Source organism: Pseudoalteromonas sp. APC 3893, assembly GCF_030408095.1.
Taxonomy (GTDB): domain Bacteria; phylum Pseudomonadota; class Gammaproteobacteria; order Enterobacterales; family Alteromonadaceae; genus Pseudoalteromonas.
Genome location: NZ_JASDCD010000002.1, coordinates 186,905 through 205,047, shown reverse-complemented (window position 1 = coordinate 205,047; position 18,143 = coordinate 186,905). Strand labels below are relative to the sequence as shown.

The 18,143-nt window shown below is 38.6% G+C and carries 12 protein-coding genes; 6 read left to right on the top strand and 6 right to left on the bottom strand.

Annotated features, from left to right (window positions below; genetic code table 11):
- Positions 1–256 precede the first annotated feature (256 nt).
- Both QMA12_RS04970 and QMA12_RS04965 read left to right on the top strand, forming a co-directional pair.
- Positions 257–1,171 (top strand): M14 family metallocarboxypeptidase, encoded by a 915-nt coding sequence (locus tag QMA12_RS04970; RefSeq protein WP_290208947.1) that lies wholly within the window; start codon positions 257–259, stop codon positions 1,169–1,171.
- 207 nt (positions 1,172–1,378) lie between these two features.
- Positions 1,379–1,792 (top strand): hypothetical protein, encoded by a 414-nt coding sequence (locus QMA12_RS04965; protein ID WP_087533712.1) that lies wholly within the window; start codon positions 1,379–1,381, stop codon positions 1,790–1,792.
- A gap of 23 nt (positions 1,793–1,815) precedes the next feature.
- On the opposite strand, the gene ccoG is transcribed toward QMA12_RS04965, so the two are convergent.
- Both ccoG and QMA12_RS04955 read right to left on the bottom strand, forming a co-directional pair.
- Positions 1,816–3,198, bottom strand: coding sequence for a cytochrome c oxidase accessory protein CcoG (gene ccoG, locus QMA12_RS04960; RefSeq protein ID WP_087533713.1), 1,383 nt, complete (start codon positions 3,196–3,198; stop codon positions 1,816–1,818).
- 144 nt (positions 3,199–3,342) lie between these two features.
- Complete coding sequence (locus QMA12_RS04955) at positions 3,343–4,761, bottom strand: sigma 54-interacting transcriptional regulator (RefSeq protein ID WP_290208946.1); 1,419 nt, start codon at positions 4,759–4,761, stop codon at positions 3,343–3,345.
- Between the two features lie 137 nt (positions 4,762–4,898).
- Here QMA12_RS04955 and QMA12_RS04950 point away from each other — a divergent pair, with 137 nt between their 5' ends.
- Positions 4,899–5,834, top strand: a complete 936-nt coding sequence (locus tag QMA12_RS04950; RefSeq protein WP_290208945.1) for an ATP-binding cassette domain-containing protein — start codon at positions 4,899–4,901, stop codon at positions 5,832–5,834.
- Complete coding sequence (locus QMA12_RS04945; RefSeq protein WP_290208944.1) at positions 5,831–7,033, top strand: ABC transporter permease; 1,203 nt, start codon at positions 5,831–5,833, stop codon at positions 7,031–7,033. Before QMA12_RS04950 ends, QMA12_RS04945 begins: the two co-directional genes overlap by 4 nt.
- 34 nt (positions 7,034–7,067) lie before the next feature.
- Here QMA12_RS04945 and QMA12_RS04940 read toward each other — a convergent pair whose 3' ends face one another.
- The gene (locus tag QMA12_RS04940) at positions 7,068–7,613 is read right to left on the bottom strand and encodes a TIGR00645 family protein (RefSeq protein WP_290208943.1); all 546 of its coding nucleotides are present in this window, start codon (positions 7,611–7,613) and stop codon (positions 7,068–7,070) included.
- A 286-nt stretch (positions 7,614–7,899) separates the two neighbouring features.
- Between QMA12_RS04940 and QMA12_RS04935 the strand changes: the two genes are divergently transcribed.
- A complete protein-coding gene (locus QMA12_RS04935) occupies positions 7,900–8,142 on the top strand; it encodes a hypothetical protein (protein ID WP_087533718.1) in 243 nt (80 codons plus the stop codon).
- Positions 8,143–8,242: 100 nt separating this feature from the next.
- Here QMA12_RS04935 and topA read toward each other — a convergent pair whose 3' ends face one another.
- Both topA and QMA12_RS04925 read right to left on the bottom strand, forming a co-directional pair.
- The gene (topA, locus tag QMA12_RS04930) at positions 8,243–10,954 is read right to left on the bottom strand and encodes a type I DNA topoisomerase (RefSeq protein ID WP_290208942.1); all 2,712 of its coding nucleotides are present in this window, start codon (positions 10,952–10,954) and stop codon (positions 8,243–8,245) included.
- 258 nt (positions 10,955–11,212) lie between these two features.
- Complete coding sequence (locus QMA12_RS04925) at positions 11,213–15,073, bottom strand: hypothetical protein (protein ID WP_290208941.1); 3,861 nt, start codon at positions 15,071–15,073, stop codon at positions 11,213–11,215.
- 204 nt (positions 15,074–15,277) lie between these two features.
- On the opposite strand from QMA12_RS04925, the gene QMA12_RS04920 reads away from it, so the two are divergent.
- Positions 15,278–16,609, top strand: a complete 1,332-nt coding sequence (locus QMA12_RS04920) for a dicarboxylate/amino acid:cation symporter (protein WP_087533721.1) — start codon at positions 15,278–15,280, stop codon at positions 16,607–16,609.
- 587 nt (positions 16,610–17,196) lie between these two features.
- Here QMA12_RS04920 and QMA12_RS04915 read toward each other — a convergent pair.
- Positions 17,197–18,120, bottom strand: a complete 924-nt coding sequence (locus tag QMA12_RS04915) for a pirin family protein (protein WP_087533722.1) — start codon at positions 18,118–18,120, stop codon at positions 17,197–17,199.
- Between the last annotated feature and the right edge of the window lie 23 nt (positions 18,121–18,143).

The following is an 18,143-nucleotide window of genomic DNA, read 5'->3' as shown; positions in this document are numbered from 1 at the left end:
GCTGCCAAAATATCAGCAGCCAACTGTACACAGTGCAATACCAAATCAGGTTACTCCGATTTTAAGTTCGGATTAAGCAATTGATAAAAATGTAGTTAACCGGATTTGGCGAAGGGAAATAACAAGTTCGTGCCTATTTATTTAATATGCATAAGCGTCAATATGCTAATTTATACAACGGTATTAATGCCAGTTAGTTGCGCTAAAGTATCAGCATAGATAAGCTATGCCCTTTATTGTTAAAGATGAAGATTTTATGAGCGAAAATAGATACCCAATTGGCACTGCAGGGACACCTTGGTCAAACCAAGAAAAACAGCAATGGTTTAATAAACAAACTATTAAGCGCAGCTATCAGCAGCAAGTTGTCTCTGAGATTAATGAATTAAGTGAACAGTTTGATATTCAGCAGTACGGTACACTGGAGTACAACACTGAACACTACCCGCTTTATGTTATCAAATCTAAAAACTGGCAAGCTGATAAACCATGCGTATTAGTAACGGGTGGTGTCCATGGTTATGAAACCAGTGGTGTGCATGGGGCATTACGATTTGTAAAAACCAAGGCTGCACAATACAGTGAGCATTTTAATTTGCTTGTTGCCCCTTGTATCAGCCCTTGGGGATACGAAACGATTAATCGTTGGAACCCTGCGGCCATAGATCCTAACCGCTCTTTTTATATTGACAGCCCAGCTCCTGAGTCAGCAGCCATAATGGCTTATATGCAAAACAACAATATCGCGCCAATTGCACATATTGATTTACATGAAACCACTGACACTGATAACAGCGAGTTTAGGCCAGCCCTTGCAGCCCGTGAAGGTACGATAAATACAAATTGGAATATACCCGATGGGTTCTACCTCGTTGCAGATTCAGTAAAACCAGAAACTGCATTTCAAACAGCGATTATTAAAAAGGTTGCTCAAGTCACGCACATTGCGCCAAGTGATGAAAACAATCAATTAATTGGTGTGCCTCAAGAACAGTTAGGTGTAATTAATTACAGAGCTCGTAAATTAGGTTTATGTATGGGCTTTACTGACGCACAATATGTGTCGACAACAGAGGTATACCCTGATAGCCCCACAGCGACACATGAAGAATGTATCCTTGCCCAAGTTGCCGCTATTACTGGCGGATTAGATTACATTTTAGCAAAATAGTTAACAATTTAAACCAAAGTATATAGACGTAGAACCTAATTATTTTAGTCTATAATATCTACTTTGGTTAATTTTAAAGCTGTATAAACTACAAACAATTAAAATGATAGAAAATTTATGCAAAACACATAATTTGATAATAAAGAACTAGACTTAAGTCTGTATTTGTTTAAAATTCGCGCTCTTTAATTTTAGCAAGGACAGAAATTGGAATTTAAAAATAAGTATGGTCACGTCATTTTGCAACATAAAAACAACATTATTACAGCTAGCTTTGCCGGCAATATTAATGAGCGTTTAGCTAATGAGTTTAGTCATCAGTTATTAACCTGTGTTAAACAATTCGCAGGGGCTCCTTGGGGTTACATAAGTAATTCATTTTCAGTGCAAGCTGCTACCCCTGACGCAGAAAAAAGCTTTGTTAATTTAACAACCAATATGTTTAAAGAAGGCTGTATCGCCAGTGCCTATATTTTAGGTTCAACTCTGGCTATAAACCAAATGCAACGCGTACTGAATAATGCAGGCCTGAATCACTTAAACATTCATGACTACTTATTTAATAGCTTAGATGAGGCAAAGTTATATATTGAAAAAATGATAACAGAGCCTGCATTCTAAACTTTAAAAACCTTACCGAATATTTAATTTCGATAAAATAAACTTGGCTGCGTTTGTGTAATACTCGCATCCTCATTTGCTGTTACAACAAACTCAAGCTTTGTCATTTTTTTAGCTAAGTCATAACCATCAGCCACAATAGTCACGGGTATTTGTTTCATAACGCCTGGCTCCACTCTTGTATTCTGCGGGCTCTTAAGTGTTGCTATATCAAGCCCCTTTAATGAAATACGGTAGTGTAACGGTTGCTGTGTTTTATTAATAATAGTTAAAGTATAAGGGTTTTCTACCAATCCCTCATAGTTCACTCTGTATAGAGCGTTTCTATCACGCAATACTGAGACTTCGATTGGCGTTCGTGCGCCAAGCCACGCAATCATCGCAATGGATAACAACAACGTTAGTCCACCATACCCTATAAGCTTTAATCTAAATGGATTGGTCGTCCCACCGGACATTTGTTTTTCACTGGCATATTTTATAAGGCCTTTATCATAGCCAAACTTGTTCATCGTATCATCGCACGCGTCGATACATAAACCACAATTAATACACTCATACTGTAAACCATTGCGAATATCTATACCCGCAGGGCATACCTCTACACACAAATTACAATCAACACAATCACCTAAACCTAACTTTTTAGGATCTGCTTTACGTTTACGTGGGCCACGATTTTCACCTCGTTGACTGTCATAAGTAACAAGCAATGTATCCTTATCAAACATAACCGATTGAAAGCGTGAATAAGGGCATGCAACCGTGCACATTTTTTCACGCAAGAACCCTGCATTGCCGTAAGTACAAAAAGCGAATAAAAACACCCAGAAGCTGGTGATACCTGTCCATTGTAATGTAAGCATGTCGCTATATAGTGACTTTGCAGGTATAAAATACGCCATAAATGAAGTCGCAGTTAAAATTGAGATCACTAACCAGGCGCTATGTTTGGTGATTTTTTTACGCCATTTGGTAAAGCCCCATGGTGATTTATCAAGCTTAATACGTTGATTACGAGTCCCTTCTACACGTTGTTCCACCCACGAAAACAGTAACATCCAAATAGTCTGCGGGCAGGTATATCCGCACCATACCCGGCCCAACCAATTTGTAACAAAAAAAAGCGCAAATGCACCTAACATAAACAACAGCGCAAGTATCATAAAGTCTTGCGGTAGCAGGGTTAAGCCAAAAATGCTGAATTTCTGTGTTGCGACATCAAGTAAAACAGCTTGCTGACCTTTATAAGGGATCCAGGGGATAGCAATAAAAGTAAGCATCAATAACCACCCGAGATTTTGTCGGATGCGTTGAAAAAAGCCCTTTTGCTCACGAATGTATATTGGCCCTTCATGCTTGTAGGGCTTAATGATCATATCTTCTTCTTTAATATCAAACTTCATAATACTTACTTCATAGTGACGGTGACATATAAGTATTTGCAACTTTCAGACCAAACTGAAAGATTTTATTATAACTTAAAATTCAATATCTTAAGATTAAAATCAAAAAACAAATTCGCGATATATAACGAATTACGCGCTATATCATGAACTTTTAACTAACCCTAATTTTTTCATTTTGGATCTAAGTGTACTTTCTGGGACGCCTAATAAGCTTGCAGCACCATTAGCACCTGATATTTTATTGTTTGTCAGAGAAAGAACACTACTGATGTGCTGCCTCAATAAATCATCAAGAGACAGTGATGAATTAACTGGCGTTTTCGAATGTGAATTCAACGGTTGGGTCAAATTTAAAATTGCTTGTTTTGATAAAATAGCTTCACGTTCAAGTACGTTTTGTAATTCACGAATGTTACCGGGCCAATCATAGGCTTGTAATTGACTAAGCGCTTTATTGCTGAGCCCTTTTAACTGTTTACCTAAACGTTTATTTAGCTGTTGCACCAAGTTAATACATAAAAGTGGGATATCTTCTTTACGCTCTTTAAGTGCGGGAACTCTGATCGGAAACACATTTAGTCGATAATATAAATCTATTCTAAACGTCCCCTCTTCGACCATTTTCCATAGATCACGGTTTGTTGCAGCAATAACACGTATATTTACCTTTATTGTTTGGCTACCGCCGACTCTTTCAAACTCTTGTTCTTGTAACACTCGTAGTAATTTGCTCTGCGCCTCAAGTGGTAATTCGGCTATTTCATCTAAAAACAGCGTCCCATTATGGGCTAACTCAAAACGACCTTTACGCCTTTCATTTGCGCCTGTAAAAGCACCTTTTTCATGACCAAATAATTCAGACTCGAGCAAACTTGCAGTAAATGCTGCGCAATTAACTTTTATAAATGATTGAGTGCTGCGATTGCTTAACCGATGCAAGTTGCGAGCTACTAACTCTTTACCCGTGCCATTTTCACCTAATATTAATACAGTACTGTCGGTTGGACTTACTAATTTTATTTGTTCTAACATAGCGTGAAAAACATGGCTTTTACCGACTAACCCTGAGTCTTGCCAATCTTCGTTTAATTGTGCTGTAAGGTAACTATTTTCATCTTTAAGTTGCTCACTTAAGTCACTAACTTGTGTGAGTGCTTGACGTAAAGCCAATTGGGTTTCGTGTTGTTTTGATACATCGCGAAATACAGCGACCGCACCAATTAGTTGATCGTTTTTATACACTGGGGTCGATGTATATTCCACAGGAAAAAAACTGCCATCTTTGCGCCAAAACACTTCATCTTTAACTTGCCGATGAATACCATCAAACATTGTACAATAGATTTGACACTCGTCTGCAGGATACGCCCTCCCATCTGCATGGCTATGGTGATGATACTGATGAATTTTTTTACCTAATAATTCATCTGCGCTCCAACCTGTCATTTTCTCTGCCGCCGGGTTGACAAAAACTGCATTTCCCGACAAATCAAAGCCGTAAATTCCCTCACCTACTGCATTTAATAACAAACTTGGGTCATTTAAAAACTGTTTAATCATTACAATTAATCCATTCGCGAAATATCACGATTATTATGACACTGTTCCTTGATTGTTTACACTTTTTCTTACAATTATTTTGTTACATTAAATTTACCAAAAACTTACACTGACTAAAACAACAGCGCAAGGCTCCTATGTCGTTAATCATCTCAAATCTCGCAAAACACTACGATACAGTAACCGCAGTAAATAACCTGTCATTTGACGTACAACCGGGTGAAATTTTTGCGTTACTAGGCCCGAATGGGGCTGGTAAATCGTCTCTTGTGAAAATGCTGGTTGGGTTTACTTACCCCGATGCGGGCTCCATTAAACTCACTGATGGCAGTACAACCTATTGTAGTATTCCAACCCACTTATTGGGCTATTTACCTGAGGATAGAGGGCTTTACCCCGAAAAAACAGTTAAGCAAAATTTACAATTTTTTGCTCAATTGCATGGCGTTACAGCGACTGATTTTGATCTTCGCTGCCAACATTGGCTGGACAAATTCAACTTAGTTAAGCGCATAAATGACCCTCTTAAATCTCTTTCCAAAGGAAATCAACAAAAAGTACAACTGATTACAGCCATCTTACATAAACCTAAATGGGTTATTCTTGATGAACCGTTCTCAGGGCTTGATCCAATCAACCAAGAGTTAGTCGTAGAGTTTTTAGCTGAATTAAAACAACAAGGCATGACCGTTTTGCTAAGTGCACATCAAATGGCTATGGTTGAAAAGCTAGCGGATAGAGTATTACTACTGAATAAAGGCCAAAGCGTACTATATGGTCAGCTTAATGATATCTTTAAGCAATATAATAACAATGTGATTGATGTGACTTTTGAACAATTAATCGAACCGGAGCAATACGCATTGTTAGATACTTACCAAAGCAAACAGCTTAGCAGTAATCATTTGTCTATAACGTTGAATGAACAACAACCACTCAGTCAATTACTGACAATTTTGATCAGAGTTGGAAATATTTGTGAGCTTAAAAACCAATCACAATCATTACATTCAATCTATTTACAAGTAGTCGCTAAACATAATAAAGAAGTTCATCAGGGAGTGGCATCATGAATAAGCAAAGCTCACTAACTCAAAAACAAATTTGGACAGTAGCAAAATGGGAGTTCTTGCATTTTTTTAAATTAAAACAAGAAATTATTTCTAAACTTATCATGTTGGTCATTGCGGGAATTATTTATTTTTTTGTTACTAACAATATGCATCTCGCCAAACAATATAATATCGCTGTCAATACAACATTCGAGTTAGCATCCCACATTGACCCCGCATTTAATTTTATAAAGCTTGGTGATATCAGTGATCTTGAACATAACTTAAATGAGACCACTGACTATGATGGCTTACTCAAATATGATTTCATAACTACAAAGTACACACTCATAACCGCTGAAAAAGACACCTGGCAAACTACATTTAAAAGCCAGCTCAATTCAGCGCTCAAACAAGCACAACTCGATGCAATTAACCTAACTCAAGCACAACGTGACGGTTTAGCTAAAAATACAGACGTTGAACATTATATTCTAAATGAAGAGCTTAAAAATCAGGCTGATAAAAACCAAACATACACTGCTTTTGGTGTGTTGATTTTACTGTTTGTTGCAATGTTTGGGGTATTTGGTCAGTTATTTGTGAGTATTACTGGTGAGAAACAAAATCGAGTAACCGAGCAGTTAATGGCCACTATGACACCGCAAACCTGGATTGACGGTAAACTTAGCGGGCAGATTTTATTAGCACTTAAAACCATGATCAGCACATTACTCTCTATTATACTTTCTATGCTATTTTTCACCGTTGTTATCAAGCAACAAACGTTAAGTTTAGATTTTATAAACTGGGCAATGCTACCTTGGTTCATTGTGTTTGCTATATCAGGGTTAGGGATATGTGCTGCATTTATGGCTGCAATTGCTGCAGGTATTGATGACCCAAACCACAGTAGTAAAAGCGCGTTAATGATGCTTCCCATAACCCCAATCGCTATTGCTTTTTTTATAATGGACACACCTAATAGTGCTTTAAGCATAGTACTGAGTTACTTGCCCATTACTGCATTTGCAGTAATGCCAGTGCGTATGTCATTAGTTGACTTACCATTTTGGCAGTCATTGCTTTCACTTTTTCTGAGTATTGTCTGTTTTTATTATTTACGCATTTGTGCCGCACGGATTTTTAAAATGGGTATGAATATGTATGGAAAAGAGCCGAGTTTAAAGGCAATGTGGTTGGCAATTTTCAAACCATAAAATAAGGTAGGCTACTAAAGCCAGCCTACCTAGTTTAATGACTTTGTGTTTTACTATTAATAAAATCAGTTAGTGCGAACAATACGCCAGAGATGACAAACGTGACGTGTATCACTACTTTTAAAATAAGCTCTTCACTTGTATAAGCTGACGAGCTAATAAATACTTTTAATAACTCGACCGCAGAGATGGCAACGATCGCACTGATCAGCTTCATTTTTAAACCTGAAAACCCCACTTTTCCCATCCACACAGGACGATCTTCATGATTATCAATATTGAGCTTGGAAACAAAATTTTCATAACCACTAAAAATGATGATTAGTAATAACCCCGCCAACAATGCGGTGTCTACCAATGTTAAAATACCCACTAATAGCTCTTGATTTGTTGCAGTAAAGGTCGCAACTCCCATAAGGTATAGCTGTTTGAAAAACTTGATCAGTAATAAAATAACCGCAAACAATAAACCAACAAAAAATGGAGCCAATAGCCAGCGTCCGCGAAAAATGAATGACTCAAGAACAAGTTCTGCTTTGCCTGCTTGTCTTGGGGTTTTATTGCTTGGTTGGTGATACATAACGCTCTTAATTTACTAAAAAACAGACCTTAAACGAGTTTATATTATGATACAAACATTTAAACAGTTTTTATCGTATATTTATTTTATCTTAACGATAAAAATATTTCGTTATCTTTTATTGTCATTTCGATTAAGAATTTCACTACCAACTGAGCATTTCTCTATTGGCTAACTGTTACTTTTTATAAGTAATCGCCATACCGATTACATTATTTAATACCTGCTATTTAGCAGCTAGTTACTTAATCAAATAGGTATAAATACTTTATTTAGGAATGAACAAATGAAAAAACCATTGCTAGCACTAATCGTAGCGCCCTTTTTTAGCCTTGCTACGACTTATGCTGTCGCTCAAAACGCTGTTGAAGCTTCTGTTGAGACTATTCAAGAATACACCGAGATGTGTTTAGATTGGGCTAAGGACGACGATATAAGCAATGAAGCGCTTAAACCATACGTTCTAAAGTGCGTCAATGATGAACTTGAGAATGAAGGCTACAAAAAAATAACTGACGTAAATCTTTAAAAAATCGCTTTATCATATTAAAACCGGGATGACGCAAGGGCGTGCATCCCGATTTTTCCTTACTGGTGTATTAATAGTTGAGCACAGTACGGCTCAACTATTAATCATCAGTTTTTTTAGCAGCCTTTTTTGGCGCTGCTTTTTTGGCTGGTGTTTTTTTAGCGGCTGCTTTCTTTTTAGGCGCGGCTTTTTTCTTTGCCTCTTCAACCCACTTTCCAGCATTGTAATGTGCTGTCCAGCCCGTTGCTTTACCTTCAACCTCGGTCATTACGTACTGCTCTTTATTCTTACGGCTGTAGCGTACAATTGCTAAGTTACCGTCAGGATCTTTTGCAGGTGCGTCAGCTAAGTAATAAAACTTAGGTGATATACGATCTCTAAAACGCTGTAGTTCTTCAACTTTAGGTGCACGAGTTTCACGAGACTTAGGGAATGTATTAGCCGCTAAGAAAATACCTGCGGCACCATCACGCAATACAAAATAAGCATCCGACTTTTCGCATTCTAGTTCAGGTAATTGTACTGGATCTTCTTTTGGAGGCGCAGCTTCGCCGTTACGTAATAACTTACGGGTATTTTTACACTCGTCGTTACTACAACCAAAATACTTACCAAAACGACCCGATTTAAGCTGCATGTCTGAACCACATTTATCACATTCGATAATAGGTCCATCATAGCCTTTAATCTTAAAGGTACCTTGTTCAATAACGTAACCTTTACAGCCAGGGTTGTTACCACAAACATGCAACTTACGCGTTTCATCAATTAAGTATGAATCCATCGCCGTTTCACAAATTGGGCAACGCTTCATTTGCATTAATGTTTCGGTTTCAACATCTTCAACATCAGCTGCAACAGCCTCATCACCTGAAACTAAGTTCATAGTGGTCGTACAACGCTCTTTTGGTGGAAGGTTATAACCTGTACACCCTAAGAATACCCCTGTAGAAGCGGTTCGAATGCCCATTTTACGAGAACACGTTGGACAGTCGATGTCGGTTTCGACCATTTCATTTTTACGCATTCCACCTTCAGCTTCTTCACCACTTGCAATAGTAAGTTGAGTCGAAAAATCAGCGTAAAATTTATCTAAAACTTGGGTCCAAACACGTTCACCTTCAGCGATATCATCCAAACGCCCTTCCATTTTTGCAGTAAAATCAAAGTTCATTAAATCGGTAAAGTTTTCAACTAAACGGTCTGTCACTATCTCGCCCATTTTCTCTGCAAAGAAACGGCGATTTTCAACACGAACGTAACCACGATCTTGTATTGTTGATATGATAGATGCATAAGTAGATGGACGACCGATACCCCGTTTTTCAAGCTCTTTAACTAAACTTGCTTCACTAAAACGCGCAGGTGGCTTAGTAAAGTGTTGCTTAGGATCAAGCTCTATCAAAGTCAGTACTTCGCCTTCTTTTACTGCAGGTAAGGATTGATCTTCTTCATTCTTTTTACGTACTGCCGGCTGTACACGTGTCCAACCATCAAAGCGTAAAACACGTCCTTTAGCTTTTAAATGAAAATCACTTGCTGCCACAGTGAGCGTTGTTAAGTCATACTCAGCTGGTACCATTTGGCACGCGACAAACTGACGCCAAATTAGCTCATACAGTTTTTTCGCATCTGGGTCTACACCATCAAGGTGGCCTGATAATACAGTTACACTCGATGGACGAATCGCCTCATGCGCTTCTTGTGCATTGCCTTTAGAACTGTAATTAATTGGGTTTTCTGGTAAGTACTTTTGCCCAAACTGTTCAACAACATAATCACGACACATGCCTACAGCGTCTTTTGATAAGTTAGTTGAGTCAGTACGCATGTAAGTGATATAACCGGCCTCATACAAGCGCTGAGCTAGCATCATGGTCTTCTTAACACCATAACCTAAGCGAGTACTTGCCGCTTGTTGCATTGTCGAGGTAATAAAAGGCGCACTAGGTCTACTCTTACTTGGTTTTTCATCAACACTTATAACTTTATATTCAGCGTTTTCAAGTGATGCAACCGCAGCCATTGCTTGCGACTCATTAACCGGTTTAAACGGCTTATCTGCTTGCTTTGCAACTTCTAAACGTAAGTTTGACTCAGTATTTTTAACATCAGCATGAATATCCCAAAACTCTTCAGGAATAAATGCTTTAATTTCACGCTCACGCTCAACTAACAAGCGAACTGCAACAGATTGTACACGTCCTGCGGATAAACCACGGGCTACTTTGGCCCACAATAATGGTGACACCATAAAGCCAACAACACGGTCTAAAAAGCGACGTGCTTGCTGAGCATAAACCATATCAGTGTTTAGTTCGCCAGGTGTTTCAAACGCTTGTTGAATCGCATTTTTAGTGATCTCATTAAAAACCACGCGTTTATATTTTTCGGGCTCACCACCAATAATTTGTTCGAGGTGCCAAGCTATGGCTTCCCCTTCTCTATCCAAATCCGTTGCGAGATAGATTTGGTCAGCATTTTCAGCAAGCTTTTTTAATTCTTGAACGACTTTTTCTTTACCGGGAAGAACTTCGTAGTGAGGCTCCCAGCCTTTTTCTGGATCGATCCCCATCCGAGCAACTAGGTTAGTGTAATCACGCTGCTTTTTATAAGCCGCTTTATCTTCAGGAGACATTTTGCGCACTTCAGCTGGCGTTTTTGTCGGCGCAGTTTTGGTTTTGCCAGAACCTGAGGTAGGAAGATCTCGTACATGCCCAATAGAGGACTTGACGATAAAATCGTTTCCTAGATATTTATTAATTGTTTTAGCCTTAGCAGGAGACTCTACAATTACTAGCGATTTGCCCATAGTTGCCTATTTCTAACCAAATATTTTAAATGTGTTTAGCCCACTTCGGGCACGAATATTTATAGGTATATCTACAAACACCAATTGTTACAAGCTTTTAATCGAAACTTTTCTACATTTAATGATTAATTAAACAATTATTGCCTTTAATTTAGACAAAACGGTGTTTTTACATATTTGCAGTGGAATATATAAGAATAGATACAAAAATGCCAACCTAATGGTTGGCATTTATTTTATCTAAGTGCTCGAAAGCATCTAACCATCATCACTAATTTGTAATCGTGCTGTGGTGTTATTGTCTTTTGGCGTCGTAAATGAAATAGATAAATCACCAACCGATTTTTTATTCGGCTCAGCTTCGCGACTAATTGCAAGTCCAATAACGGCGGCGTTTGTTGCTGTAGAGTTACCAATCACAAAATCATCTACACCACTATAATCGCCATTCTCACTGCCAACCACTACACTTGTATTTGCTGCAAGAGGGTTATTATAGATATCTGAGTAATAAAAATTAAAAGATAATGCATCCAACTCCACACCAGAGTCATAAGTCTTAATATTTACTTCTGTAATATCACACAGTTGATCGTCTTCACTTTCTTCAAGGCCGAGCACCACAATAGATGAATTATCATACTGATTCAGAATATCTGAACAAGTGCTAATACTATTAGTAACACCTAACGCATTTGCTGAAAGATTTCCTGTTAGATTGCCATCTGCATCTAACTCAGGTTCTGCCATTGCTGCAGCAAACTTACGACGTAATGACTCTTTATCAATTGCAAAGCGATAATAAACGGTGCTACCCGACATAATAACTTCAAATGAACGGCGCACATCTATAAGCTCTTTGTTACACATATTAGCAGCCTGTGCAGCTTCTGTGCATAATAAACCATTATATTTGCCATCACGTAATGTATGCATACCATTAGAGTCTATATCACCAATTGGTTCCTCAAAATGGGCACCGTTTGTTGCAAACTCACTACATGGATCAGTGTCTGATCCATCAGTACAAAGTTGGGCATCTTTGACTATAGAAGCTGTTACTGGATCATAAATAGCTGATAAACCATCGTAAGTACCACTTTCATTATGATCAACGAACGCTTCACTCAAATCATAGCCTGAATAATATTCATTACTATCAAAGAGCCCATTGCCATTAATATCAATGAATGATTCCTGCCCTTTTGCTGTAACTAAAACTGTTGCACGGGCCCCAAGCGGCACTCCGAACTCATGGCTATTCGCATTTAAAATTCCGTTCAAACAGGGCGCTGGTGCATTCCTATATAAATCACAGTTACGCGTTTCTTCTAGCAATCCGGAAAAATTGGCATCACTATTTAATTGTGTCAATGATACTGCATTACTTTGTTCAAAGGTTGGATCAACAATACCTTCGATATCTTCTAAGTACTTTGCTTTAACACGAAGTAGTTTTTTAGGGTTATAATCTGATACTTTATTCCCCCACTTACTTTCCGTAAATGGTCTAGGATTTTGGCTACGCCATTGCACCGTACAGGCACCATCAATAGATCGGCATTCTAGTTGGGGGTTACCCTCTTCGCCATCTAAAGTACCAATAGCCCCTCCCTCTGTTGTTAAATAGACAGCGGTTCCATCTGGAACTGGGTTATTAAAATGGTCTGCAATAAGTACAGTAATATCAAACGTTTCATTATCGTATTGCAGCGTTTCTGTTGAAAAATCAGTTATGGATGCTGTAAAACTATTATTATCAGGAAGACCTGTACTAATAGAAAGTAAGTCAGATACGCTGATGATTTGTTGATCTAACGACACGAGCGATAAATTCCCAGTTGGACAGCTCACACCTTCCTCACGGTCACCCTCTGCTTTTTGGCATTCGGCATACACATCTTGCCAACACGTTACATCATCACTTTGATCAGCAGGAATTTGCTCATCTGGAATAAAGCACGCTTGCACTCTTACTGCCATTGGCACAAAACCTGAATTAACTTGAACTCGTGCGAATCCATCCGCATCAGTGTCAACACTATGATGCGATAAACTGATCCCACCATTAGTCGATGTAAGACGAAAATCTAAGCGTTTGTTTTTTACATCTTGACCAATTTTATCGATTAATTTAAATTTTAGTTCACTGTTTTCTTGACGGCCAATGCCTCCAGTACCCTTTAAAGCAATCACATTTGGCTCCGCTGAAATAAATTCAATTGATGCCACATCAGCTTCAGAAACTGGAATGTTAACAGATGCAATTTCAGGTGTTCCGCCAGTTAATACCGTTGCGATAACGGTATCACCTTGCGTACTTTTACAGCCATTTGTTCTATAGGTTGAAGTCGCAATCCCGCCAATGCTGATCACGTTTTCATCAATAATCGATTTGCCACTTTCTACACAACTTGATGTAAACTGAACATCAAAAGGAGTAACTATTAAATCATCATTATTGTCTCTAATTTCAACAGTAATGACAGTTGTTGCGCCCGCCGCTAATGGTTGATATTGTCCTTCGACTGGGTTGCCCGAGCCATCTAATAAATTGGGTAAACCATTATCAATAGATACATTTAATTCTGCCGTACTAATTGAGAAAGCTTTATTTAAACTGCTATCTTTTGCTGTTGCAGTTAATGTTCCAGCACCACTACTTGCTCCAGGTTGTAATTTTAATAATGCAAAACCAAAATTATCTGTTAATGCTTTTCCTGAATCAGGCAGTAGTTGCCCTAAATCAGTGGACAATTCAGCGATAATACCAGCGATGCCGTCACCACTACTCGTATCAACCACTTTAATAAGAACATCAATCAATACATCTGATGAAAATGTATTAGTCACTGCACAACCAGTCGAAGGATCGAGTGGATTTAATGCCTCGGAATTTCGATTCGCATCCCAATTGGCATTACACCCTTGTAAAAGTTTTATATCTAACTCGGCTTGTGCATTTTCTATCGGGGCATCATCGCCATTTGAAACAAAACCAGCTGTTTTAGTTATGACTTCGTCACTTTCTGACCCATAGCTTGCTATAATCTGGCCTGCACCTTTGAAATTACCGCTACTTAGTGTCACAGTAGCAACACCATTTACATCGGTTAATGCTGTACCTAACTCTGGGGTTATTTTACCTGTATATTTAGATGTGAAACTGATTAATTGTGACGCTAATGGAAGTCCATCATCTTTTAATGTTGCAGTGACGATACCTTTATTATCTTTACTTACCGGGTTTAACTCTGAAAATACAGCACCACTTTGGTCTAAAATATTTAAATCGAGAGTAATTGTACCTGATACCCCTGTATCAGTTCCTTGACCACCAGTTGACTGAAAATCAAATGTACCTGTGTAAGAATCACCATCTATACTGTACGTAGCTGTAACCATACCTGCACCAGCATCTTTACCTGCGGTAAGCTGAACTGTTGCTACGCCGTCATTTTGTGTTAAAGCAGAGCCTGTCGTAGGCTGTAACAAACCGATACTATCAGTTAAGGAGAAAACAATGCGCTTACCGGCTACAACTGAATCGTTGTATTTTAATGTAGCCCTTAAATCGAGTGGCGCAGCATTTGTCACTGTATTAGATGCAGTCCCAGTGTCCTGCGTATACCCTTGTACAGTAATTGTGTAGTTATCTTGTACAGTGCCATCAGCATCTCCAGTTGATGTAAATGCAAACGACTGTGCGCTACTAATCGTTTCGCCCTCAATCGTGACAAAAGCATCAACAGTGCCAGCTCCTGCGTTACTACCCACCGCAAGAAGAATTTTTGCAGAACCATCATCATCAGTGATCGCAGTGCCTGATGTTGGTTCAAAAACTCCGTACTCACCGTCTGTGCTAAAAGTAACTCTGACATCTGAAACTGCAGCTCCATCTTTCAACAATTTTGCCGTTAGCTGTAAACGTTGTTCTGAGGAGACCTCATTAGCGGCTTCACCTGTTGTTTCAGATACACCACTTACAGTTAATGTATACGTTGCAGAATCTGTACTGTCATCAAGTGATCCCCCGTCCTTTTCAATTGAACCACCGCCACCACAGGCTGCGAGTAGAAAACTGAACATCACAACACTGAGCCATCGAATTAAAGGCATTGATCTCTCCCTAGCGTTTGTTATTAATATTAAAATATATATTTACTCAATATTAACCTATAACTGGCACTAAAATCACAACTTTTTATGAGTTTATTAGTTGTTTTTTTGATCCGACTTTTTTTTACATATTTATCGATTTTTTCTGTATAAAAATCTGCAGGCTGGTAGGCTATGGCAAATTTATAAAAATAGATTGTTACTATGTCGAAAATCCGTTCAATGAGTTTAACAACCCGTATTATGATTGGCATGGCCCTAGGTGTGGCTGTAGGCTTTATTTTCCAAGCTATTTTAGCTGGCGAAGACGATTACCTAATTCCGCTTGGGTTATTCTCTTTGCCAATTAAAAGCTTCTTTGTAGATGGTTTATTTCATATTGGTGGGCAAATATTTATTGCCAGTTTAAAAATGCTGGTAGTGCCATTAGTATTTGTGTCTCTGGTGTGTGGAACATGTAGCTTAAGCGACCCTAAAAAATTGGGTCGCTTAGGTGGTAAGTCCATTGGTTTATATTTAATCACCACAGCAATTGCAATAACAGTCGCTATGACTCTTGCTCTTCTTGTCAATCCAGGTGAGGGTATAAATCTTCCAACTGAAGCAGCCTACAGCGCAAAAGAAGCACCAACACTTGCTCAAGTTATTATCGACATGTTTCCTACCAATCCAATCGATGCGATGGCAAGTGGCAATATGTTGCAAGTCATCGTGTTTTCGCTTTTATTTGGTATCGCGATGGCCCTCAGTGGTAAAGCCGGTAAACGCGTCGCTTTAGTATTTGAAGATTTAAATACTGTTATTCTTAAATTAGTAACACTATTGATGAATGTCGCTCCGTATGGTGTGTTTTGTTTAATGGCAAAACTATTTACCACTATAGAGCTTGATTTAATTGTCAGCTTAGCAAAATACTTTGGTGTGGTGATGGCTGCACTCGCTATCCACGCGTTCATTAATTATTCAATCCTTCTAAAAATTCTTACCGGTCTAAATCCTGTGACTTTTTTAAAGAAAATGAAGCATGCTTGCTTGTTTGGTTTTAGCACCTCGAGCTCAAGTGCCACTATGCCAATTACCTTAGAAACTGCGACAAAGAAATTAGGAGCTCATAACTCAGTTGCCTCATTCACTGTTCCTCTAGGTGCCACTATCAACATGGATGGTACTGCCATCATGCAAGGTGTTGCGACTGTATTTATAGCCCAGGTGTTCAGTGTTGATTTAACCCTGTCAGATTATTTAATGGTTATTTTAACAGCTACTTTAGCGTCTGTTGGTACTGCAGGTGTGCCAGGCGTTGGCTTGATAATGTTGGCAATGGTGCTTAACCAAGTAGGTTTACCGATTGAGGGAATTGCGATTATTATTGGTGTTGACCGCTTACTTGATATGACTCGTACAGCCGTCAATGTCACGGGGGACTGTATGGTTACCTGTGTTGTTGCAAAGTCAGAAGGCCAATTAGATGAAACTGTATTTAATGACCCAGATGCAGCAAAAGACTTAGAAGACTATCATCAAAAAGAAAACTAAGTTCTCGTAATACCTAAAAAGCCAGCTACTGCTGGCTTTTTAGGTTAGAATCTTATATTGTTTTTTAACCACATCAGCAGCTGGTTTTCTTAATTTTACGCGTTTAAGTAATATGCTTTTAAGCGAATCTAATACAGGTTTAGAGTATATTGCCCAAATTGAGTTATGGCCGCATCATATTTACCAACACCAATTGAAATTTTCCCAACTTGATCTACACGGATCAACGTATCAAAAAGCTTATCCCAAATGGCTAAGGCTGAGCCTAAATTTGTATCAAAGTGTTTTGGATTATCACTGTAGTGAATTTAATGTAGCGCAGGACTAATAAACCAATTTTCAGTACGTTTTCCCCAGCTGAGCCATACATGTGAGTGACGAGGGTTTGAGCCCATCGTGTTAAATGGCAAATACGAACACGTAGCTCCTAGTACATCAAGCATAGAGAGCTGCGTGCCAAATATATAAAAACAAAGACCAATCCATTGAGTGAAGGCCATACGACATGCGTATAAATAGTAATAAGGTAAATATAGCTGGTACCGTAGTTAAAACGATAGGCACATATTATATACCTACAGCTATCCCTATTTCCCCGCAACTGGGTATGGGATGAATTCATCTGCATCATTTACTATTTCCGGAAACTGCCTGTCATTCCATAGCTGTTTGGCCTGCTCTATTCGCTGCTTATTACTAGAAACAAAATTCCAATCAACATATCGCTTACCTAAACTTTCGCCTCCTATGAGTGCAATTTGGCTATCTTTATGTGCTGTGACTGTGACATGTTCGTTTGCATCTAGTACAACCATTGAATGTTCAGTTATTTGAGTGTTTTTTAACTTTAACTCACCAGAAACAACATACAAACCTCTTTGTGCCGCATTAGGCAGCTGCAATGATTGCCCTGCCTTTAAATAAGATTCAATATAAAGCGTCGAGCTATAAGTTTTTACTGGTGATGTAGCTTTGAATGCTGTTCCTATCATTATTCTTACACTAACGCCATCGATTTCCAATTGGGGTAAGTCTTGTGCGCGGTAATGATAAAATGCAGGATCCGCTTCTTCATCTTGTTCTGGTAAAGCTAGCCAAAGTTGTAAGCCATGTACCGAGTGCACTTGATTTTTAACCCTTGAAGGCTCTCTTTCAGAGTGAACCATACCTGAGCCTGTTACCATAAGATTTAAATCTCCTGGTCGAATAACCTGCTCACTTCCGATTGAATCTCGGTGTAAAATTTCTCCCTCAAATAAATAAGTTACCGTTGCTATATTAATGTGTGGGTGCGGCCTAACATTAATTCCTTCACCTGCTGCAAAGGTTGCAGGTCCCATGTGATCGAAAAAAATAAAAGGCCCAATATTCTTTATGGCTTGATTAGGTAATGTACGGCGTACACAAAAACCGCCAAGGTTTTTTTCTTTTGGATGAACTATTTTTGTAATTGCACCACAACCTGCCTCAATATCACATGACATTTCAGTTATTTGGCTTTGACTACTCATTTTTATCCCCACTATAATGTATT